The sequence below is a fragment of the Chitinophaga silvatica genome (assembly GCF_003419895.1).
GTDB lineage: Bacteria > Bacteroidota > Bacteroidia > Chitinophagales > Chitinophagaceae > Chitinophaga > Chitinophaga silvatica.
On sequence record NZ_QPMM01000007.1, the window covers coordinates 39,616 to 62,844 of the forward strand.

The following is a 23,229-nucleotide window of genomic DNA, read 5'->3' on the forward strand; positions in this document are numbered from 1 at the left end:
CAGATGAAAAAGATAATCACATATTTATTCAGTCTTGTGCTGATTGTATCAATTGGTTTGATGGAAGCCTGTAAGAAGAACGAACCACAGATAGAAAGACCTCTTGCCATTAGCAGCTACCACCCAAACAGTGGTAATGCTGGTACATTGGTCACGATTCTTGGAACCGGTCTTGTTGCCAAAGGAAAGGTAATGTTTGGAGATAAGGAAGCCGAAGTACTGAACTTCAACGATACCTCGCTGGTAGTGCGTGCGCCTGAAAGTGGGCAAACCGGTAAAATGACTTTTGTGACAACCGATAAGACCATAGAAATTGGTAATTACACCTACCAGAGTTTGAGTGTTCATAGCTTCTATCCGATGAATGGAGCTTCTGGCATGCAGATAAGAATTAGCGGAGAAGGATTTGGTAATACGAATGCTCCTGCAGAAGTAACCGTCAATGGGGTTAAAGCCAGTATTGTTAGTGTTAGTGATACGCTGATTGTGGCAGAAGTACCAGAGAAGGCGGGTAGTGGCCCGGTAGCCGTAATGGTGAATGGTAAGACATCCACAGGTGCAAATTTTCGCTTCCAGGCTGTTACTACAATTAAGCCACTTACCGGAGGAGCCGGAACTAAGGTAACTATATCGGGTGAAGGCTTTGAAGGTGTGTTAACTAGCAACCTTGTTGATTTTAATGGTAAAACGGCAAAGGTATTGGAAGCTACAGCGACTAAACTTGTGGTGGAAGCGCCTGATGACGTAGCTACCGGGCCGGTTGCCGTAACCATTAATGGTCAGAAAACCGTAGGGCCTTTGTTCACAAAAGTGCCGCTGCCAATTATTGAATCAGTGACACCATTGAGTGGGCCCAAAGGTCTTGATATGACAATTAATGGAATAAACTTCAGCACTTTTCCCGATGAAAATATAGTAACGATCAATGGAGTGGTAGCTCCGGTTAAAACGGCTACAGCCAATAAACTTACGTTGATAATTCCGGGAGGAACCGGTGATGGAAAAGTAATGATATCGGTGAATGATCAAAAAGCAGATGGGCCGCAGTTTAAAGATCAGAATCTCGGAATTACCGTTGTAAGTCCGGCCACCGGTCTTGCGGGCACGAAAGTAACTATTACAGGTGCTGGTTTCAGCTCAGTTGCAACAGAAAATATTGTGACTTTCAATGGTGTTGCTGCAACGGTGGAAAGTGCAACTGAAACTTCTTTGGTGGTGATAACTCCAGCGAGTCTGACTTCCGGTCAGTTGGTGGTAAAACGTGCGGCACTGGAAGCTCGTGCACCAAATGAGTTTCTCCGGGCAGGTGTGCAAACCTTATTCGGAGGACCTGGAAGCGGGAATAATATCAACTATGCATCAACCAGTATTGCGGTAGATTCTAAAGGTAATGTATATGTATCTAATCGTGCAGATGCTACTATTCGTAGAATTACACCAGATGGGAATATGACTGTTTGGGCCGGTACACCGAATGTCTTTGGTAATATTAACGGAACGCTTGCGGAGGCTACCTTTGGTTCAATCAATAGTATAGTAATCGACGCAAACGATAATATGTATGTTTCTGAATCGTCTTCCAGCGCTATTGTCAGAAAGATTACACCGGATGGTACTGTATCAAACTATAAAACAGGTTTGAGTTATCCGGGACAGTTGTTCCTCAATAAAGCAGGGGAAGTATACATCACGCAACTTTATTATGGTATACTGAAATTGTATGCAAATGGTGCTACGGATCGAGTATTTGGTGGAAGTGTGGCGGATTTCTGTCGACCTGTTATAGATGCAGCAGGTAATATTTATTATTTGAATGATGATTATAACCCATTCTTATCAATGATTTCTGGTACAGGTGGAACTACCTACGAGTACATTGGTCAGTCGAATGATGGCTATGAGGATGGTCCTCGTCAGTCGGCCAGGTTTGGTCCGGGTCTGGTTGGCGCTTTGATTGACCAGGAAGGAAACCTGCTGATTTATGATAAATGGAATTATAGTATCCGTAAATATAATTTCAGCAATGGAGAAGTAAGTACGATGATGAAGGCTTCTAATGGCTACCAGGATGGTAGTTTTGATCAGGCAAAATTCTCTGCAGCTGTAAATGGTTTTGCTATGGGTAGAGATGGAAGCATCTATATACTTGATTTGAATAACTCGGCAGTACGTAAATTATTCCTGCGATAGTCAAATTTTTATAACTTAACATTCTACATTCGATAAACTGTGAAACCCTGTCTGTTCTCGGACGGGGTTCTTTGTATCAATTCATTTCCATTCCGGTTCCCTAATATCATTTCCCATTTTTGGTAAAGCGGGTTGTAAAAAAATCGGGAAAAATAATAATACCGGAGGAAACAGTAGGCCTTGTAACAAAGAAATTGTCCAATTTAACACTCGATTTTGTCCAATTTATACCCCCTGAAAGTTGGACTAAAAAAATACTTTTGAAAAAACATTAGTTATGTCAGATATCTTGCACCGAGTAGGCATTAAAACTTCAGCGATCGACGAAGTTTACAGCGCGTTAACCACCAGGAATGGTCTTGCCGCCTGGTGGACTACAGACACAACAGGAGAAGGCGATCAGGTTGGAAATATTATTCAATTCCGGTTTGCTGCTGGTGGGTTTGATATGAAAGTTACAAAGCTTCATGCCCCCGATCTGGTAGAATGGGAGGTAATAGATGGGCCTGCAGAATGGATAGGTACTATTATCAGGTTTGAGCTGAGGCAGGAGGGGGATTATGTAATTGTATTATTTAAGCACCTGAACTGGAAAGAGCCTGTAGAATTCATGCATCATTGTAGTACTAAATGGGCTATATTTTTGATGAGCCTGAAGTCATTGATTGAAACAGGAAAAGGCCAACCGAATCCTGATGATGTAAAGGTCGATAACTGGAATTAAGTGAATAATCCGATTATTGAAAAGTTTAAGCCTGCGCATTGCGTAGGCTTTTTTATTAAAGCATGGTGAGTTAATAGGAGGTTTTAACTTGAAACAGGTGTAAAGTGAAGAATAGCCACAATTGAAAAAAAAGTGCCTACCGTATTTATAATTAATGACTTTACTCCATAATGCCACTATTCTGTTTTATATAATTTTAGAAAAACATTTGTTTTAATCGATTAAAATACTATTTTTGAAATGGCTTAACTATTAGGCAGAAACTATTATGAAAAAAAAGGTTGCCCTGAAAGATATTGCGAAGGAACTTGGCGTTTCTACTGCGCTGGTTTCTTATGTAATGAATAATCAGGAAGTTGAAAAGGGGGTTAATAAGGAATCTGCTAAAAAAATCAGGGAGGCCGCAGCACGGTTAAACTATCGGCCAAACCAGATTGCAAAAAGTCTGAAAATCAATAAGACCTATACTATAGGTTTAGTTGTAGCAGATATAGCCTATCGTTTTACAACTGGTATTACCAGAGCTATTGAAGCTGAGGCAAAGAAGAACAAATACACAGTTATTTTTGGAAGTTCTGATGAGAACAGTGATAAATTCCAGGAGTTAGTTAATGTATTGATTAATCGACAGGTAGATGGATTGATATTAGTGCCGGTAGAAAATTCAGAAAAGGAGATAGAGTTACTGCAAAAAAATGATGTGCCTTTTGTGCTGATTGATCGATATTTTCCCGGATTGGATACAAATCTTGTTGCTATCGATAATCACAAAGCTGCTTATCAATGTACCATGCATTTGATAAAGAATAATTATAAAAGGCCGGCATTTGTCAATTATAAAACAAAACTCTTTCACCTGCAGGAACGCAAATATGGGTACGAGCAAGCATTGAAAGACAGTGGAATAAAGCTTAATGAATCCCTGGTTATTGAAGTAAGGGAAAAGCATTTGGAAGAGGATATTAAGAAGGGAATAAAACAACTTACTTCAGCGGGTGCCGACAGCGTATTTTTTGCAACTGATATATTAGCCATACAAGGCTTAAAAAATATCAATGCATTGAAAATAAAAGTGCCAAAAGAGTTGGGTGTAGTTAGCTTCGATGAGTCTGAAGCCTTTGAATTATTCAATTGTCCTATCACCCATGGCCGACAGCCGATTGTGGAAATAGGTAAGCAAGCAGTAGCAACTTTGCTGGATTTAATAAACAATAACAGAGTTAAAAGGAAAATTATCCTTGAATCAGATTTTGTTCAGGGCGAAAGCTGTGGTGAGGCTTAATTAAAATTCAGATAACCCGGTATTCGGGTTTTTTTAAGCATAAATATTTTAAACGATTAAGGAAGATTTTAAATAGATTTTCCTTTTTATCGATCAAAAATTTTAAACGATTAAAAGAAATCTAAGTATAGATTTCTTTTTTAAGAATCGACAGTTTAAACGATTAAAATTATGAGTTCCTATATACCAGGTTGATAGATCTTATCTGTCACTTTTTCACGCTTTTACAAATCCAAAACGTTATGAAACTATCATTATTAATGATCCCGTTGCTGCTGCTAAACCTATGCGTATTGGCCCAGCATAAGATAACCGGTACGGTTATACATAAAGATACCTACACTCCACTTCCCGGTGTCTCGGTTCAATTCGCAAACCAATCATCCGTTACCGATAGCCTGGGTCGCTTCTCCATAACAGCAAATACCGGAGAAAATATCGTTTTCTCCTATGTTGGTATGAAAACATTGAGGCTCACGGTACCCGCTTCCAACACAATGTATGTTACTCTGGAAAGTAACCTCAGCGACCTTAATCAGGTTGTGGTAACCGGTTATCAAACCCAGAAAAAAGCTGATCTGACAGGTGCTGTTTCGGTGGTAGATCTCAAACAGGTTAAAGATGTTCCTCTCGGTAATCCGGTAAAAGCACTTCAGGGCCGAATTCCCGGTGTTTTCATTACTACCGATGGCTCTCCTGCCAGCGGAGCTACCATCAGAATCAGGGGGATTGGTACATTGGGAAATAATAACCCTTTGTTTGTAATTGATGGTATCCCTACCGAAAGAGGATTAAATGAAATTAATCCTGCCGATATCGAAACCATGCAGGTACTCAAAGATGCATCCTCGGCCACTATATACGGCTCCAGGGCCGCAAATGGCGTAATCATCATCACAACCAAAAAAGGTAAGAAAGGTGCCAGCCGCATAGATGTTAATTCTTCTGTATCTACCCAAAACTATCAAACTAAACTAAGTGTATTAAATACTGAAGAAAGAGGTAGAGCTTTATGGCAAGCTGCTATCAACGATGGGGTAGACCCCAACACAGCAAGCCCTATCTACCAGTTCGAAACAGGTTCTCAAAATGGTAAGCCCGTTTTGCTAAAAGTAATATTACCTGAATACCTGGATGCTGCTAAAACTATGAAACCCGCTGATACCAAATGGTACGACGAAATTTCACAGTTTTCCCTAATTAAAAATAATGACATCACTATCTCCAACGGAAGTGAAAAGGGTAGCTCCTTATTTTCTGTAGGATATTATGATAACGCCGGTATCATAAAAGGTAGCTCTTTAAAACGTTTAACCACGTGGTTAAACACTGAATACAAATTGTTGAACGACCGCCTGACTATAGGTGAAAACCTTTCTGCAACCTATACTACCGGAGTATCTGTGCCAGCTGAAGATATAGTTGGATTGGCTTTATTATCTCAACCTGTTGTTCCCATTCATACAATCAGTGGTGGATGGGGCGGACCAGCTGCCGGGATGACCGACAGGCAAAATCCAGTTCGACTGATTGAAGATAACAAGCAAAACAAATCAAGGTTTTATCGTTTGTTCGGGAATGCATATGCCAACTTAATGATCACACCGGGTCTGTCGCTAAAATCTAGTATCGGAATAGACTATAACGGTTCCTATGCAAGAACTTTACGTAAATCATATACATCAGGCTTTCTCTCAGATCCTTCCAACCAGGTATCTACCTCTCAAAACTATTCAGGTAACTGGTTATGGCAGAATACTCTCGATTACAGTAAAAACATAAACAAACATGCATTCAATTTTCTGGCAGGAAGTGAACTGATTAAGTTTATGTCACAAAACTTTTATGCTTCCAGGCAAGGGTATGCATTGGAAAATATTGATTATGCCTATCTGAGCGCTGGTTCCTCGAATAAAGATAATGGAGGTGGCGGATCAGCTAATTCATTATTCTCATTTTTCGGCAAAGTCAATTACGTATATGATTCACGTTACCTCCTTTCTGCAATCGTTCGCCGGGATGGTTCTTCCAGGTTCGGATCAGAAAACCGCTTTGCTACTTTCCCCGCTTTCTCTGCCGGTTGGCGTCTGAGCGAAGAATCATTTATTAAAAATTCCCAATCATTTATATCAGATCTCAAAGTAAGGTATGGATGGGGTATTACCGGTAATCAATCTATTGCCGACAATGCTATCTATGATTTGTATTCTGCTATTTATGGAACAGATCCAACCTGGTCAAGAGATCAGGGTACTGCCTACAATATTAATGGTGGGAATGCTGGTCAGTTACCTACCGGATTTACCAAATCACAACGAGGAAATAAATTTCTTAAATGGGAGTCTACCATGCAGTCGAACTGGGGAATTGATTTCGGATTTTTTAATCAGAAAATCTCCGGGTCTGTAGATTATTTTGTTAAGAAAACATCTGATATCTTACTTACTCCTCCTAGTCTGGCAGTCATCGGTGAAGGTGGCGATCCTACTGTCAACGGTGCTTCCATGCTCAATAAAGGTTTTGAAGGTATTATTAATTATGATGGCAGAATAGGCAATGAAGTTAATTTTTCTCTTTCCTTCAACATTGCTACTTATAGAAATAAGATTACCAAGCTGCCTGAAAATTCTCTGACCGCATTCCCTGGTAATGGCAACGATAAAGTAATTCTCAACCGCTCTGTAAACAGCTATTTCGGATATGTGGCCGACGGTATTTTTCAAAATAAGGAAGACGTAGACAGCTGGGCAAAACAGAATGGTAAAGGAATAGGAAGAATAAGGTATAAGGATTTGAATGATGATGGTGAAATAAATGGCAACGACAGAGATTATATAGGCACTGCTGATCCTGATTTTACTTACGGGTTTAATGCAAGTTTCTCATGGAAGAACTTCGACCTAAGTTTGTTTTTCCAGGGAGTAAAAGGAGTAATGGTTAATAACAGCACAAAAATATATACCGACTTTTCCTCTATCTGGCCAGGTACGAACTGGGGTAGCAGAACTTTAAATGCATGGACACCAGAGAATCCATCTTCGGGGATCCCTGCACTAACACTTGTAAACAGGAATGATGAAGGACGTTTTTCTACTTACTACCTGGAACCTGGTTCCTATATCCGATTGAGAAATATTCAAATCGGATACGACCTCAGTAAGTTATCAAAACAGATTAATATCAAACGAGCAAAGGTTTACCTCCAAAGCAGCAACCTGATTACAATTAAGAATAAAAAATTTACAGGTCCTGATCCTGAGGCGCCTAACAGTACTTATCCTATTCCGGTGATCTATACGTTTGGGTTGAATCTTTCACTTTAATCATTTTCAATTTACTAAAATGAAACGCTACATATATATTATAGCAGGGCTAATGGGCTTATTTGCCTGCGGTAAAACACTTGATCAGACCCCACAGGGAGTAATATCCGGGCAGGATCTGAATACTCCTGAGAATGTTGAGAAAATGGTGATCGCTGCATATTCCGGATTGGGAAATGACAACATCCACACCTCCTTTACACTTTGGCCCTGGGGCAGTATGCGCAGTGGTGATGCATATAAAGGAGGGGATAGTCCGGGAGATAATACCGACTGGTACAATTATGAGATATTTTCAGGAAACCGGCCGGAGTTGGGGAATACAGATGAAATGTGGTATTACCTCTACATTGGTATCTCAAGAGCCAATGATGCTTTGAGAAGATTAAACAAGATAGACTCCACTTCTTTTCCTAATAAAAGAATACGTCAGGCAGAAACCAGATTTATACGGGGGCATTTTTATTTTATGTTGAAGGTGCTCTACAAACGTGTTCCCTTTATTGATGAAATCATTGAAGAAAAGGATTATGGAGCTGTATCTAACGTAGCTTTGAGTAATGATGATCTCTGGAACAAAATCGCTGATGATTTCAGATTTGGAGTGGATAATCTGCCGGAAACACAACCTGAAATAGGGAGGGCCAATAAATTTGCCGCTACTGCTTATCTCGCTAAAACATTGTTATATCAGGCATATGTGCAGGATGATAAGAATAATGTGGTTTCCGTAGATACAAAGAAACTAAATGAAGTGCTTTCGCTTTGTGATAAAGTGATTACTTCAGGGAAGTATGAATTGAATGACGATTTTGCCAAAAACTTTTTAGCACAATTCAATAATAGCAGAGAGTCCGTTTTTGCTGTTCAGTTCTCAAAAAATGATGGTACACCTAAAGGAAGGCTCAACATGGGTGTAGCGCTCAATTATCCAATGAACCAGGAATTTGGTTGTTGCGGATTTCATTTGCCTAGCCAGGATTTGGTGAATGCCTTTAAAACAGATAATAGTGGGCTACCGATGTTCGATCATTTCAATGATAAGGATGCAAAAGAAGGTGCCGATTTTACAAATAACTCTTTTGACCCGCGGTTAGACCATACCGTTGCAATTCCGGGCCACCCTTATAAATATAGTAGTTTTATCTATCAGAAAACATGGGCAAGAGCTCCACAGATCTATGGTTATTTCTCATCATTAAAAGAAACCGTAGCGCCAGATGATCCATCATTCCAGAAAATACCTCCATTCATGTCTAGTTCCAAAAATTCTGATGTCATCCGCTTTGATGACGTATTATTATGGAAAGCAGAAGCCCTTATCCAATTGAACAGGCAGGATGAAGCATTGCCTATTATTAATGCTATCAGAGCGAGAGCAAAATCCAGCACCGGGCGCCTGAAATACTCAGATGGCACCTATTACTCCAATTATAAAATAAATAGTTACCAGCCAGGTGTAAACTGTAACTGGACCAAAGACTTTGCATGGCAGGCATTAATTTGGGAACGCAGACTGGAATTTGCCATGGAGGGCAACCGTTTCTTTGATTTAGTAAGATGGGGTATTGCAGCAGAATATCTTAACCATTATTTTACAGGAGAATCTTCCAAACGAGTTTATTTGAAAGACGCCAAATTTACTAAGAATAAAGATGAATATTTACCTGTACCGCTCAATCAACTGAACTATAGCAGAGGCGTTTACAAACAAAATACCGGATGGTAGGTATCACAACGAATAGCTTTTTAACAGCTCAACATAAACTTTATGGGTATTAAACGCAACGTTCTTTTGATTGCTGTAATTGCAGCAACTGGTGGATTACTTTTTGGTTTTGATACAGGTGTTATATCTGGGGCATTACCCTTTCTGAAACAACATTGGCAGTTGAATGATGAAAGCCTCGAATGGGTTACTACTACCGTATTAATCGGCGCAGTTATCGGTGCCCTGGGGAGCGGCAGACTTTCGGATATGCTGGGGCGTAAGAGAATGATTATCCTCAATGCAGTTATATTTTCTGCAGGTGCTTTAGGTTGTGCCTTTGCCTGGAACATTGTTATTTTAATGATTATGAGGATGGTAATCGGAATTGCCATTGGTATTACCTCCTATGTTGTACCTATGTATATCGCAGAGATATCGCCGGTCAGATACCGGGGAGCATTGGTAACGCTCAACCAGTTAATGATAACTATTGGCATTCTGGCATCATATATTGTCGATTATTTGTTGTCGAATGATGCAGATCCTGCATCCTGGCGCTGGATGTTTCTGGCCGGATTTGTTCCTGCTATTATTTTATTAATAGGAATGTTCTTCCTGCCGGAATCTCCGAGATGGCTGGCCAGCAAAGGGCATTGGGAGGAAGGAAGGGCCATTCTCCAGAAAACCGAAGATAAAGGATTGGTAGAACAGGTATTGGAAGATCTGAAAAAAGAACTTGCCATTGCATCACAACAAAAGAACGAGCTAAGGGAGATATTGAAGCCCTGGTTACGCCCGGCGTTGATTATTACAATTGGCATCTTCTTCTTCCAGCAATTTTCGGGTGTTAATACAATCATTTATTATTCACCTATAATCTTTCAAATGGCTGGTATTGTAAGTAATACCGATTCCATTTTACCAGCTATTATAATTGGGGCTGTAAATGTAATTGCCTGCTTTGTATCTGTTTTATTATTGGATAAAGTAGGAAGAAGAAAGCTGTACCTGATTGGGATCAGCGGAATGGCTCCTTCACTGGCCATGTTGGGATGTTGTTTTTATTTTAAGGAAGCATTAGGCCCTAACTTACCATTCTTTGCTGTTTTAAGCATTGTATGCTATATCATTTTTATTGCCATCAGTCTTGCGCCATTAGGATGGTTATTGATTTCTGAAATATTCCCACTATCTGTAAGAGGGGTTGGGATGAGTATAGGATCATTGGCCCACTGGGGTTTTAATGCCATCATTGCTTTTACTTTTTTAAAATTAGTGAACTCTGTCGGTGTTGCCGCCACTTTTATAAGTTATGCGCTCGTTTGTATTGTAGGTATTCTCTGGGGCTATTTTTACATTCCGGAAACTAAAGGCAAATCGCTTGAAGAGATTGAGCAGGCATGGCGACAAGGGAAAAAACCTAGAGAGATTTAAATTTTACCAATTGCAGTAATGATTAGCGGCAATTGTCTAGTTGCTGCATTTTTAGAATGCGAGTAACAATTTTCGAAATTATTATTAAATCAGTTTTTATGAAGAAATTAAAGATGGTATTTGCGGCGCTGTTTTTAACGTTAATTGCAAATGCACAATTCATTAGCAGTTTTCATCCAGACCAGGAGCCAACTAATAATATACAATACTTTAAACCTTCAGGTAATTTGTTTGTAGGTGATTGCATCCCATTTTATCACGATGGCACCTATTATCTGTATTGGTTGCTCGATTCTGCCCATCACTCGGCGTTAAACGGACTAGGAGGTCACCAATGGACTTTAAGTACCTCCAACGATCTGAAAACCTGGAAACATCATCCGGTTGTTTTAGGTATAGATGAGGATTGGGAAAAGTCGATCTGTACAGGATCAGTAGTGTATCACGATAAAAAGTTCTATGCTTTTTATGCTACCAGATTGATTGATGCAGAAGGAAGGGTAAATGAACAGCTTAGCTACGCAATAAGTGAAGATGGTATTCATTTCAATAAACAAAAGCCAAATCCTTTCTATACTTCGGCTCCGGGATATGATAAACGAAATTTTCGTGATCCAAAGGTCATAGTAGATAAAGACGGAACTTTTCACCTGTTTGTATCTTCGGCATTGGATCATGCCTTTACCAGAGAAAATGGTACAATGGTACACCTGACATCCAAAGATTTGAAGACATGGAAAGTAAATGATCCGCTGATTTACGGACAGGCAGATGTACCTGAATGCCCCGATTATTTTCTGTGGAATGGCTGGTATTACCTGGTTTATGGAAGGAGTGGAAATACCTACTATCTGAAATCCCGCAACCCTTACGGCCCCTGGGAATATCCACGCTACCAGGCTCTCGACGAAGAATGGGTTAATGTTGCCAAAACTGCACAATTCAATAATCGCAGAATAGCTGCAGGGTGGATTCCAAGTAGGAAAGATAATAAGGATGGTGGCCATGAGATATTTGGTGGTAGTATTGTATTACGCGAATTAACTCAGGAAAAGGATGGTACGCTGAATACCGGTTTACCGGTCGAAGGATTACCGGGTACTGAAGCAAGTCTTACATTAACAGGCATTCCTGGTCCTCATGTTACCAAAAACAATGCAAGCAGCTATACACTTAATGTGGCGAATGGACTTGATGCTGTGTTTTTTGAAAATGTTCCTGCTGATTGTTATATCACTTTTGATATGGAAGCAAGTAGTATAACAGAAGACTGGGGCCTTTACTTACGTGGTAATAAGAATAATGAGGGAGGTTATAAATTGAAGTTTTCCGGAGTAGATAGGCGGGTAGAACTGGCCGGTACAGGTATTAATGCAGTTGAAGATCTTTTCAAAAAAACAAAAGTTCAGATAGTAATGCAAGGTGATATAATCGATGTATGCATTGGTAGTAAGAGATGTGTTGTAAATCGGTTAATTGAACAAAAAGGTTCTGTACTGGGTTTATTTGCCAAACACGGAAAAGTTACCTTCAGTAACCTGAAAATTTCTCCATTAAAGCCATAAAAGAAAATTGTTGAATAATGATCTTAGGATTTGATATAGGTGGAACTAAGTGCGCAGTTATATTAGGTGAAGAGGTTAAGGGTTCTAAACTGGAGATCAGGGATAAGGTGGTAATACCCACAGATAAACCAGTTTATGAAATAATTGAGTTACTATATGAACATGCTGCAACTTTGTTACTGAATAACAATGTTGACCTGGCGGCTGTAACTGGTATTGGTATTAGTTGCGGAGGACCATTAAGTAGTAAAGCAGGAATAATATTATCGCCGCCAAATCTTCCGGGCTGGGATAATATTCCAATAGTAGAGATGACCCGAAAAAGGTTTAATAAACCAGTGTTATTGCAGAACGATGCGAATGCATGTGCAATGGCAGAATGGATGTACGGAGCCGGTAAAGGTTATAATAATCTGATCTTTCTGACCTTTGGAACAGGTATGGGGGCCGGGCTTATTTTGGATGGAAAGTTATATTCAGGTACTACTGATCTTGCTGGGGAGGTTGGGCATTTACGCTTATCTGATATGGGGCCTGTAGGTTTTGGAAAAGCCGGATCATTTGAAGGATGGTGTAGTGGAGGTGGAATTGCACAATTGGCACAAATACGTGTTCGCCAGAAATTGCAAATGAATGAACCGGTATCTTTCTGCCGGGGATTTGATGAGTTACCCGATATAACAGCGAAAATTGTTGCAGAAGCAGCATATCAGGGTGATTTAACTGCAATAGAGATTTATAAGGATTGTGGCAGCTATCTTGGCAAGGCATTATCTTTATTAATCGATATCCTGAATCCTGAACTAATTATACTTGGCAGTATTTATGGCAGGGCCAACTCTTTATTGGAAAACTCAATGAGGGAGGTATTGGAAAAAGAAACCATCAGAACTTCATATGAAGCCTGTAAAATAGTACCCGCAAGTCTTGCAGAGAATATTGGAGATATTGCTGCATTATCACTTGCAGTACAAGCTGTTGCAGGTAATCATTAGTTATTGATAAAAACAGCGATTAGCAGTAAGTAATACTAAGTTATTCATAAAAAACAGCGCCGTACTGTCATTAAGCAGTACGGCGCTGTAGGTTTGGCAACTGTTCAAATTATTCAGCCGGGTAATACTGTTTCAACCAGTTGATCAGCTTAGAGAATACATCCAGAGCGGCCAACGGACTTACTCCGTGCTTTTCGCCCGGATATTTTTCAAACTGTACTGGAATTTGTAAGCTGGTGAGCTTATCATAGAGTTTTACAGATTGACTAATATCTACCAACGGATCTTCCTCTCCGTGAAAAATAAGAGTAGGTACGCCATTCTTTGCAGAGAGTTGATGAAATGGACTGGCAGCATAAGCCAGTTTAGCTCCCGGATCAGTTTCTCCACCAAGTAGTCTAACTACTTTTTCATCTGCTTCCTTATTTTCCTGACGTATTTTTTTATCAGTAAAATCGGTTGGCCCCCAAAGATCCGCTACTGTTTTAATCTGACGTAAAGAATCGTAGGCATATGCATACTGTAATGCCAGATATGCACCTGCACTACCACCTATCAGCGCAAATTGCGAGCCGTCGAACTGGAATCTTTCTGCTTTGGAGCTAATAAATGACAAAGCTTTACGGATATCATCTAACTGTGCAGGATAAACGTTTTTACCATCTCTGATCAGTCGATAGTTCATGGATACTACACCATAGTGCATTTTTCCAACCAGCTCATTTATCAGTTGTTTTGGTAATTCTTTCTTATCACCTCCTGTCCAGCCCCCACCATGCAGATACACAATGATTTTTGTTTTGGCATCGTGACTCTCCGGCAAATAAGCATCAAATACATTATCCTCTGTTCCACCATACGACACATTACGCAGTGTGATATAATTACTACCTGATGGCGGCTGTTGCGCCATCAGGGAATAATTGAACAGAAGTAATCCTGTAAATAGCAGTAATTTCCTCATCTTACAATATCTTTTTAGTATCGGTAACGAATACACGGGTGCTTACAGAATAGGTACCACCAGTAGGGTTTTCGTATTTAAGATCTACATAAAAGGCACGGTAGCCTTCTTTAGGCAGTTCAATACTTACAGGAACAGTAGATTTATGTGCAATGCTCAGGCTTTTTGACTCCCATTTATCATTACGGAAATCGGCATCTGTAGAACTGGCCGACCAGAGGATTACATCTACCAGTTTATCGGCACTGGCTTTGGCAGTAACCTTAACGGTACCACGACGTACACTGGTTGTCCAGCTACATTCCGGGTAAGGCTGATTAGTAATTGTATTACCAAAGAAAGCGCTCAGACCTTCAAATGCATGAACCTTGTCGCCGAGGCTATGACCTGCATTAGGAGTATAGTTGATCAGGTTTTTACCAGGAATACTATCCAGATAGTTCTTAATGTTATCTACAACCCAGTATTCATCGTTGGTGCCCATGAAAATCATTTTAGGCATAGTCAGATTCTGACGGTAGGAGTAAGGGTCCACCATAATATTGATAGCCTGACCTTTTTCTGAGTGTACCGCTTGAGGAATGCCCAGCTTCACATAGTCTTCAATCTGAATGCTGTATTCTTTCCAGGTTTTGATCTGGTAATCCAGGCTTACCGGCATATTCAGTACATCTATTACCATTGGGGCAATAGCAGCAACACGTTTGTCGTTTGCTCCGGTGAGCCAGGTTGTCCAACCCCGTTTGGAGGCACCAGAAACTACGAATCGTGAAACAGGGGTCGATTTACTTTTAGTAAAGTCCTGAATTACATCCATAGCACGTACCGCACTTTTTACCATTGGAAAAAGTAATGGCCAGGTATAGTCACCATCATTTTGGAAGTTATGGAGAGTATAGGAAATCAGTGCATCCTCGGTCAGATTTTTATAGAGCGGCTGATTTGGTGTTTGTCTTAATACCGAAGTAATAGCATGATTGGTATTCGCCATAACAGCTATCTGTTGGTATAGTTCGTCAGTAGGGCCGTTCCAGTTAGGCTTACCTTCCTTATTTGATCCGCCGGTAATAAACAGCAGGGCTCCATCATAACTAATATTGTCAGGAACAAAAACTGTGAGCTGGTGCGTCCATGGAATATTCCTCCAAGTTTGTGAAGTGAGAAATATGCTATAGGCGGTAGTGTTATTTATTTTGAACGAATCTTTTACTTCCCACTGGAAAGATTTATCGTCATTATTCAGATAGCTTTTAAGTGCAGTGGAGGGAGTGACTGCATTTTGTGCCACAGCAGTGGCCAGGAAAAACAAGTTGGCCGAAAGAGCAATAAAAAGTTTCTTCATAAATATAATAGATTAGTTATTGTGTTAAATCAGAATCTTACCATGGTTTACCAGTTCCCTGAATCACCCAAGGTTTGGACCATGGGCTATTCTGTGCGGTATTAGCTCCGTAGGAGGAATAGGTAGTAACTTCCAGGCGTTTCAATGCTTCCCCTAAATTAGTTTTATTCAGGTTTCTTTCATCCAGCATATAATAAAGTCGAACAGGAACTACAGGGCCTTTGGCATATGGACCAGCTTTTAACTGCGGATAACCGGTACGTTTATAGTCGGCCCAGGCCTCTGCGGCAGCTGTCCAGCTGGCAGCCCATTTTTGTTCGATAATTTGGCGCTGGGTGTGATTATACTTTACAGCCGCTTGGGAGATATAGGCATTATAGCTGCCTGCCAATCCCCAGGTTGTAAATGAAGCCTTAATAGCGGCGTTATAATGCGTTTCTGCATCACCGGCAGCCCAACCCTTTATACCTGATGCTTCAGCTAAAATAAAGTGTACTTCTGCGGCAGAAATGAGCCTTGCTCTCAGCAATGGACCTTTAGCCTGTTTGTAGATATCGTTTAGCCAGGAAACGTGTGGATTTCTGGAAGCCTGAGCGGCATCCGGACTCAGATTATACACGGCAGGACCAGGAATTGCAGGTGGCAATCCAACATAATCAACGTTCTGATTAATGTCATTAACTGTAAGGCCCTTACTCGCCAGTACATCAGGAGATACGTAACGTACTTTCCTGTTTTCTCCGTTTACCACTGTATCTACAGGTTTGTACACGTTGCCGGTACCGGTAGGAAGATTATTATCTACCACAATAAAGCATTGTACTTTATTAGCCCAAACCCCCAGGCGAGGATCTTTCAGAGATTGGAGATAAGTAACCAGCGTATTACACATTTTTAATCTACGGTAGTTGCTGCTGTCTGAATCATAGATTGCATTGGCCGGCCAGCTATCAGCATTGCTGTTACCCGGGAATTCCATAGTTGCATCGTCGGCAGCATCGGCGATAATCGGAAATTTAGCCGGATCAGCTACAATCTTCTCAATACCTGCCCTGGCCACTTCCGGTAATTTCTCCGACAGGCGCATATAATATCTCAAAGCCAGTGAATTGGCCATTTTGCGCCATTTGGTTGGATCTCCCTTATAGTATACATCTACTGCATCAATTGGATTGATATACTCACTTTTTGATTTGGAAAGTAATGTATTGGCTTTCTCCAGATCGGCCAGGATACCATTGTATATTACCTGCTGCGGATCATAAACCGGAGTGGTTTCTGCACCACCTAATTGTCCTTTTAATGCCTGGGTATAAGGTGCATCTCCCCATAAATCGGTGATCAGTCCAAACATCATCGATTTAATAACCAATGATACACCTTGTTGCAATTCATTATTTAAACTAACCGCCCGATCATAAACAAGTTGATTGTTTCTCAGGATGTCGTAGTAGTTTGTCCAGCTATTGCTACCATTCCAGTCATACTCATTATGGGCGGTGGTCCATCCATCTTTCTGGGTATGTTGCATAACACCGGCCATATCCTGGTACCCAAGCGTAACGATTTCTATACCGGCTTGTGTCAGTACGGTAGATAGTACCAGGTTGGGATTAATGGTTCCTGGGTTGGAACCATTTGGATTTACGTTATATTTCAGGAGATCCTTTTTGCAGGACGTCACCGAAAAACTCAATAACCCCGCACACAATATGATTGATTTACTAATTAGTTTCATATTTCAGCAATTAAAGCTTAAAAAGTGATGTTCAACTTCGCTCCCATAGGTATAGACCATGGAGTAACATTATATCTTTCAATACCCTGTTTAAACTGCATACCAGAACCCTGTACAGAAGTGGCAGGTTGATAAGCATTTTCCGGATCTATACCTATCTTGGCTGCTGTCCACAGAATAATATTTCTGCTGTAAACAGAGACGCTGGCATTTTGCAGTTTTGCAGAAGAAATCCATCTTTTTGGCAACTCATACGACAGAGAAACTTCTCTTAACTTAAGATATGATGCAGGAAAGAGGAAAGCACGGGTGAAAGACCAGGCAGTACTACCTGCATATGGCAGTGTGAGTGTACCATCGTTACCCAGATTTTCGATATAACCGGTAGGAACACCATTTGTATCGTACCCCTTAGCCCGTACTCCCGGAATAAATACACCGCCATATGGTAAAACATAAGGTCCATAGGCAAAGCCATATCCATTATACTCTGGTGTTGGGCCACCTATTAACGGGAAATTCTTACCGCTTGGAATAACCAGTTGATCCTGATGTGCCACCAGGTAATCTCTTAGCTCCTGACCTTTCATATCACCCGGATTCGTAAGTTTATCGAGGAACAGTTGAGAGTTACCATGTTCTTCCCCATATCTGTAGGTCTGGGAAACGAAGTCACCACCATTTCTCCAGTCGAGGGTCAGATTCAGTGTGAAGTTTTTATAAGTGATGGCAGTTTGCAGACCCATAATGAATTTAGGGTTGAAATTGCCGATTTTATTACGTGTATTGATAGCATCTATACTTTGCCATTTTCCTGTATTATCCAAAATCGGATAACCATAATACGGCGATGATTTATCGGTAACAGTTACTACCTGGGCATCGTATATATCTCCTATATCTTCTCCTACGTAAGTCCATGCCCCACCTTTACCTTCTTCCCAAAGTGTGTAGTAAGGCAGATCGTTTGGTAAGGAAATGATTTTAGTACGGTTATGAGTGAAATTGGCATTGATATCCCATCTCCAGTTTTTGCGATCAACCGGTGTTCCACCGAGTGTAAGTTCCAATCCACGGCTTCTCAACAGACCTGCATTGATGTTACGGGAGGAATAGCCAGAGGATGGAGGCGTTTTAGGACTGAAGATCTGGTTTTTGTTTTCTACCATATAATAGGTAGCAGCCAGTCTCAGTCGGTTATGGAACAGATTTACATCCAGCCCGCCTTCATATGAGGTAGCAATTTCAGGTTTCAGGAAAGGATTTAATAGGGTTCCTGAAGTACTCAGACGAGGAATATTGCCCCATGCACCTGCATTATACAGTGTAGCCAGTAACTGATAAGGAGAGGCATCATTACCTGCCTGAGCAGCACTTCCTCTGAGTTTGATCAGATTGATATTATCGGAGGTAACGTGCAGCATTTCATTAACCAACAAGCTAAGAGAAGTAGAAGGATAGAAATAAGCTGCTGCGTCAGGTAAAGTACTTGACCAGTCGTTACGTCCGGTGATATCGAGATATACCATTCCTTTATAGCCCACATTCAGCATAGCATACACGCTGTTTACACCTTTTTCGTATGAGCTGCTGCTATAGTCGAGGTTTTGCGGAGCTATATTCTGAATCGTGTATACACCGGGAGTATTCAGGCCTGTACCGTCTTTGGTGGCGTTGCTGATATTTTTACCGGTTTGATAACGTTTGTTTCCACCGGCAGAGAGGGTGAAATCGAAATTGCGTAAATCTTTTTTATAGGTCAGCAATACATCGATATTGCGTTCAAAGTTATTTAGATTGATGATACCGTAAGCACCACCGGGATTATTGAGATAGCTGGTTGAAATTTTTGTTTCCCTTTTTTCGTTGTAGGTATCAAGTGCATACCGGGCCATGAATGTAAGAGAAGGTAAAATTTTCCAGTCGGCTCTCACGTTACCGAATACACGGTCTCTGACAAATCCGTTTTTAACTTCATACGCCAGAAAGTAAGGGTTATTGAAAACGCCATTGGCCTGAGTACGTTGTTGAGTTCCTTCCTGTCCGGGCATCCAGTAGTCTCTCAGGTCGCGAACATCGATATGCGGAGAGATGCTGTATACAGCTTGCAGTGGATTGGCGCCACGATCGCCGGCCGGGCGGTTATTGGAATTAGTTCTGCTGAAATCTATATTGCTACTCAGGCTGAATTTTGAATTTACCTGGAGGCTGGAATTCAGGTTCAATGCATTTTTATAGAGATCAGTATTTGGAATAATGCCTTTACTATTCATATTGGCATAGGCAAGTCGGTAAGCTACCTTATTATTATTGTTGGCCAGTGATACATTGGCAACATTAGTAATACCGGTATTCACAAAGTTTTTTACATTGTCTTTGTGTGATACCAATGGCATAGGAATAGGCTTACCGTTTTTATCCAAAGGGCTGTTCCATTGTACTTCTTCATAGCCCTGATCTAATTCGGCACCGAAAGCGGCATCTATATTTTCCGAGATTATAGAACCGAAGGGGTTAGTCAGCAAGTTACCACTACGGGATACGGGGATACCGGAAAATTGACCGGAACCGAATTTATTTTGCCATTTAAGAAACTTGTAAGGTTTATCGAATACTGTATTAAAGGAAGCATTTACGGTAGTGCGATCCACTTTTTTACCGGTTTTAGTGGTGATGAGCACCACACCATTACCGGCTCTGGAACCATATAAAGCGGCGGCACTCGGGCCTTTAAGGATGGTTACACTTTCAATGTTATCCATATTGATATCAGAGATAGCATTACCATAATCCACCATGTTGTCTTTACCTATTTTGCTGATATTATTAACGGTATTGGCTATAGGAACGCCATCAACTACGAACAATGGTTGGTTATCGCTGCTGAGGGAGGTGGCACCACGTATTACCATGCTCACGGAAGACCCTGCACCACCGGTGGAGTTAATGGTAACTCCGGCTACTTTTCCTGACATAGCATTCAGAAAGTTTTCCTGGTTTACTCTTCCAAATTCTTTACCATTTACTTCTTCAACCGAGTATCCCAGCGCTTTCTTTTCTCTTTTAATACCCAGGGCGGTTACGAGTACCTGCCCCAGTTCTTCTACTTTTTTTTTCAGAACAACGGAAAGGGATAATCTGCTGGAATCTGTAATTGTATAGCCGTGCAGCGTATCAGATACATATCCGATCTGTGATAGAATAAAATGATAGGGACCTCCTGCTGGCAGTTTTGAAAAAGTGAACATACCTTTTTCGTTGGTAAGTGTGCTGGCCAATATTTCATTTCCGGCGTTGGCTACACGAACAGTTACGTTAGGCAGACGTTCATTATTTTCATTTTTAATAATGCCGACAGCAGTAGGATGCGCATTTTGCGCCGAAAGGCTACCGATGCACAGTTGTAGCAAAAGTAGCAGCCATACTGTTTTGGTGGGGCGACTGATCAGAGATAGTCGTTTTTTTTCGCGCATAGTATTTCATTTTTATTAGGCAAAGGAATTACATGCCCTCTTTTTAGAGAGGCGCAATGGCCAGATTTTAGAATACGTTAGTAAAAGATTATTGTGTTATGTAAATAGCTTCATTTGTTTGCTTCATAGTAAGGTTGTTTAATGTGCTAATGGTACTTAGAAAATCAGCTAACGACTCTTTACTACTATCAAAAGTTCCGGTAAAGCTCATATCTGCAATGGCATTTTGCTGATAATGAATTTTTACTTTGAATTTCTCAGACATTAATCCGAAGATATTTGTCAGCGGTTCGTTTTGGAAGGTGAAAATTTGATTCTCGGTTTTCACTACTTCTTTTTTCGTTTTGGCTACAGGCACCAGGCGTAGCTGATCGAAGGATAGTTCCTGTCCGGGCATTAAATAGGTAGCTTTAATACCTTTGCTGCTTAGCAAACTATCTGGTTTCACTATTACTTTCCCACTAATCAGTTGAATATGTATGTTGCCTTTTTCACCATGTATGGCAGTAACTCTGAAAACTGTTCCCAGTGCCGTAGTGCCGAAGTGGCCTGCGTTTACGGTAAAGGGTTTGGATTTATCAGGAGCTACTTTAAAAAGGGCAGTACCATGCAGGGAGATAGACCTGTTATGTTTTGCAAATGGCTCTTCATATTTTATCTGGCTTTGTGGTGCCAGTTCAATGGTGCTTCCATCTGTTAATTTCAGCAGCATTGTTTTTTTAGTATGATTGATTTGCTGAGCATATACAGGTGTTGCCTGGATGGTATTTGCCGGAAGTGCTGCTATTGGTTGTTTTGCAGTGGGATGATGTTGCTGTGCCCACCAGATCCCGGTTGTAGCAAGTATTACAATAGCTGCGGCTGCGGCCATCCATTTATAGGTAAGCCATTTTATTGACTGTTTGTGATATGAGTGATTTTCAATAACAGTCAGCATTTTGTTAGATAAATCGGCGGGCAGTTCTGACACTGGATGAAAAGCGTACCAGCTTTTCTCTGTAAGCCAGGGTAGCAACGCTTCAGGATTTTCCGTAAAGTAGTCCTTTACGGCTAATGCTTCTTCTTCGTTACATTCGCCACGGAAAAACTTTTCGAGTAATGTTGCTGGATGCTTCATATCTATGTATTCGTTTCAAAACAGTAAACCCCTCACTGTTTGCAATAATTAATTTGTAATCAGAAAAGGAGACGGATCAGGAGGATGCTAATAATCAAAAGTGAATCTTTGAGTTGGCGCACCGCCCGAAGAATATGATTTTCTACTGTTTTGGGTGAAATAGATAATTGTCTGGCTATTTCTTTATGAGGAAGGCCTTCAAGTCGGCTTAGCTTAAAAACATTTCTCCTGATAGGAGATAATTGTTCTATACTATTAAATACCAGCTTTAGTTCTTCCTTAATAGTGATATCAGTTTCCATATGCCAGTCTGGCTGCTCCTGGAGCATTGAGGCAATATGTCGGTTGTGGACTTGTTGTTTGCGGAGCAGATCGATCATAACGCTTTTGGCTATACGAAAGAGTTGTGCGGATATATTAAAATTGGTAGATAGTTTTGATCTTTTTTCCCAAAGTAATATAAAAGATAATTGCACGGTTTCTTCCGACAGGTAAGCAGAATGTGTACATTTCAACACATAGAAATAAAGCTTTGTATGGTATAATTGATATACCATTTTAAAGCGCTCGATATTTCCATTCTTTATATCCTGTACGATACTTTCCATAATGATCGCAAATATCTGATGGGCTTAAACAAGATACAAGGAATTACTGATAATCTTATTGTTATTTTTAGCCATTATTGCCGCTGTAGTTTCAAAATTAGCGGAGCGGTAGCGACGTTCGGAATAGTGACTGTAAGAGACAGTTCCAAGGTCGTTTTACTTAGGTTCTGAATCCAATGTGGATCATTGTCTCCTTTCTGGGAGGTAAGTAAAAACACCGCATCATGTACATCCAGTTTCCAGGTACCACTTTTGCCTGTCAGAGGTAGTATCAAATCTGTACACCCATCAATGGCAAAGGTTCCATCAGCATTAAATTGATAGCTGTTCTTAGTAGTGCAGGTAATCATGGCACCTGCTGCACCCAGGGCCGGAGCAAGAGTAATAAGACTGGTACCAGCCGGAAGATTTTGCCCGGCCAGCTTTGCTGATACTGCCAGAACTATGTCCTTCTGGATCCAGGTACCGGTCACCTGCTCATACTTTTTCGATTTTTCCGGTTCAGCATTGTTGTTCTTTTTGCATGACATGATCAGCAATGGAACTACTAACATGGCTAAACGCATTTTTACAGGGATAAATGAACGCATTACAGTTGGAATTAGTGTTATAGAATACAGACTAGTGATTGCTATAATATGTATTCGTGCGTGAAATAGAAATCCCTCAGCGCGTAACAATTCTTTAACATGGAAGGGGAGTGGATATGCATTTCAGATATCCACGTACGTGGGTGATATGGTAGAGTTCAACAAGGTTGACT

Annotated in this window: 15 protein-coding genes; 8 read left to right on the forward strand and 7 right to left on the reverse strand. The window is 40.7% G+C overall.

Going from position 1 to position 23,229, the window contains the following annotated elements; translation table 11 throughout:
- Positions 1–3: 3 nt before the first annotated feature.
- From DVR12_RS13720 to DVR12_RS13755, 8 genes are all read left to right on the forward strand, one after another.
- A complete protein-coding gene (locus DVR12_RS13720; RefSeq protein ID WP_116976260.1) occupies positions 4–2,190 on the forward strand; it encodes an IPT/TIG domain-containing protein in 2,187 nt (728 codons plus the stop codon).
- A 277-nt stretch (positions 2,191–2,467) separates the two neighbouring features.
- A complete protein-coding gene (locus DVR12_RS13725; protein WP_116976261.1) occupies positions 2,468–2,914 on the forward strand; it encodes an SRPBCC family protein in 447 nt (148 codons plus the stop codon).
- A 268-nt stretch (positions 2,915–3,182) separates the two neighbouring features.
- Positions 3,183–4,196 (forward strand): LacI family DNA-binding transcriptional regulator, encoded by a 1,014-nt coding sequence (locus tag DVR12_RS13730; RefSeq protein ID WP_116976262.1) that lies wholly within the window; start codon positions 3,183–3,185, stop codon positions 4,194–4,196.
- Positions 4,197–4,438: 242 nt separating this feature from the next.
- Positions 4,439–7,519, forward strand: coding sequence for a SusC/RagA family TonB-linked outer membrane protein (locus DVR12_RS13735; RefSeq protein WP_116976263.1), 3,081 nt, complete (start codon positions 4,439–4,441; stop codon positions 7,517–7,519).
- 19 nt (positions 7,520–7,538) lie between these two features.
- Complete coding sequence (locus DVR12_RS13740; protein ID WP_116976264.1) at positions 7,539–9,248, forward strand: RagB/SusD family nutrient uptake outer membrane protein; 1,710 nt, start codon at positions 7,539–7,541, stop codon at positions 9,246–9,248.
- 42 nt (positions 9,249–9,290) lie between these two features.
- Entirely contained in the window at positions 9,291–10,664 is a 1,374-nt protein-coding gene (locus DVR12_RS13745) for a sugar porter family MFS transporter (protein ID WP_116976265.1), read from the forward strand.
- Positions 10,665–10,762: 98 nt separating this feature from the next.
- Positions 10,763–12,229 (forward strand): family 43 glycosylhydrolase, encoded by a 1,467-nt coding sequence (locus DVR12_RS13750; RefSeq protein WP_158563268.1) that lies wholly within the window; start codon positions 10,763–10,765, stop codon positions 12,227–12,229.
- Between the two features lie 17 nt (positions 12,230–12,246).
- On the forward strand, positions 12,247–13,224 hold the full coding sequence (locus DVR12_RS13755) for an ROK family protein (protein WP_199417108.1): 978 nt from the start codon (positions 12,247–12,249) through the stop codon (positions 13,222–13,224).
- Positions 13,225–13,333: 109 nt separating this feature from the next.
- On the opposite strand, the gene DVR12_RS13760 is transcribed toward DVR12_RS13755, so the two are convergent.
- From DVR12_RS13760 to DVR12_RS13790, 7 genes are all read right to left on the reverse strand, one after another.
- Positions 13,334–14,188 (reverse strand): alpha/beta hydrolase, encoded by an 855-nt coding sequence (locus tag DVR12_RS13760; RefSeq protein ID WP_116976267.1) that lies wholly within the window; start codon positions 14,186–14,188, stop codon positions 13,334–13,336.
- Between the two features lies 1 nt (position 14,189).
- Entirely contained in the window at positions 14,190–15,530 is a 1,341-nt protein-coding gene (locus DVR12_RS13765) for a PhoPQ-activated pathogenicity-related family protein (RefSeq protein ID WP_116976268.1), read from the reverse strand.
- A gap of 37 nt (positions 15,531–15,567) precedes the next feature.
- Complete coding sequence (locus tag DVR12_RS13770; RefSeq protein ID WP_116976269.1) at positions 15,568–17,268, reverse strand: SusD/RagB family nutrient-binding outer membrane lipoprotein; 1,701 nt, start codon at positions 17,266–17,268, stop codon at positions 15,568–15,570.
- A 17-nt stretch (positions 17,269–17,285) separates the two neighbouring features.
- Positions 17,286–20,741, reverse strand: coding sequence for a SusC/RagA family TonB-linked outer membrane protein (locus DVR12_RS13775; protein ID WP_116976270.1), 3,456 nt, complete (start codon positions 20,739–20,741; stop codon positions 17,286–17,288).
- Positions 20,742–20,829: 88 nt separating this feature from the next.
- A complete protein-coding gene (locus DVR12_RS13780) occupies positions 20,830–21,858 on the reverse strand; it encodes a FecR family protein (RefSeq protein ID WP_116976271.1) in 1,029 nt (342 codons plus the stop codon).
- Positions 21,859–21,917: 59 nt separating this feature from the next.
- Complete coding sequence (locus tag DVR12_RS13785; RefSeq protein ID WP_116976272.1) at positions 21,918–22,466, reverse strand: RNA polymerase sigma factor; 549 nt, start codon at positions 22,464–22,466, stop codon at positions 21,918–21,920.
- Between the two features lie 74 nt (positions 22,467–22,540).
- Positions 22,541–23,056, reverse strand: a complete 516-nt coding sequence (locus DVR12_RS13790) for a DUF5004 domain-containing protein (protein WP_116976273.1) — start codon at positions 23,054–23,056, stop codon at positions 22,541–22,543.
- Positions 23,057–23,229 lie beyond the last annotated feature (173 nt).

Coding starts and splice junctions, on each gene's coding strand:
- DVR12_RS13720 (WP_116976260.1), top strand. CDS start 4: ATGAAAAAGATAATCACATATTTATTCAGTCTTGTGCTGATTGTATCA.
- DVR12_RS13765 (WP_116976268.1), bottom strand. CDS start 15,530: ATGAAGAAACTTTTTATTGCTCTTTCGGCCAACTTGTTTTTCCTGGCC.
- DVR12_RS13770 (WP_116976269.1), bottom strand. CDS start 17,268: ATGAAACTAATTAGTAAATCAATCATATTGTGTGCGGGGTTATTGAGT.
- DVR12_RS13740 (WP_116976264.1), top strand. CDS start 7,539: ATGAAACGCTACATATATATTATAGCAGGGCTAATGGGCTTATTTGCC.
- DVR12_RS13780 (WP_116976271.1), bottom strand. CDS start 21,858: ATGAAGCATCCAGCAACATTACTCGAAAAGTTTTTCCGTGGCGAATGT.
- DVR12_RS13775 (WP_116976270.1), bottom strand. CDS start 20,741: ATGCGCGAAAAAAAACGACTATCTCTGATCAGTCGCCCCACCAAAACA.
- DVR12_RS13745 (WP_116976265.1), top strand. CDS start 9,291: ATGGGTATTAAACGCAACGTTCTTTTGATTGCTGTAATTGCAGCAACT.
- DVR12_RS13750 (WP_158563268.1), top strand. CDS start 10,763: ATGAAGAAATTAAAGATGGTATTTGCGGCGCTGTTTTTAACGTTAATT.
- DVR12_RS13735 (WP_116976263.1), top strand. CDS start 4,439: ATGAAACTATCATTATTAATGATCCCGTTGCTGCTGCTAAACCTATGC.
- DVR12_RS13785 (WP_116976272.1), bottom strand. CDS start 22,466: ATGGAAAGTATCGTACAGGATATAAAGAATGGAAATATCGAGCGCTTT.
- DVR12_RS13760 (WP_116976267.1), bottom strand. CDS start 14,188: ATGAGGAAATTACTGCTATTTACAGGATTACTTCTGTTCAATTATTCC.
- DVR12_RS13790 (WP_116976273.1), bottom strand. CDS start 23,056: ATGCGTTCATTTATCCCTGTAAAAATGCGTTTAGCCATGTTAGTAGTT.
- DVR12_RS13725 (WP_116976261.1), top strand. CDS start 2,468: ATGTCAGATATCTTGCACCGAGTAGGCATTAAAACTTCAGCGATCGAC.
- DVR12_RS13730 (WP_116976262.1), top strand. CDS start 3,183: ATGAAAAAAAAGGTTGCCCTGAAAGATATTGCGAAGGAACTTGGCGTT.
- DVR12_RS13755 (WP_199417108.1), top strand. CDS start 12,247: ATGATCTTAGGATTTGATATAGGTGGAACTAAGTGCGCAGTTATATTA.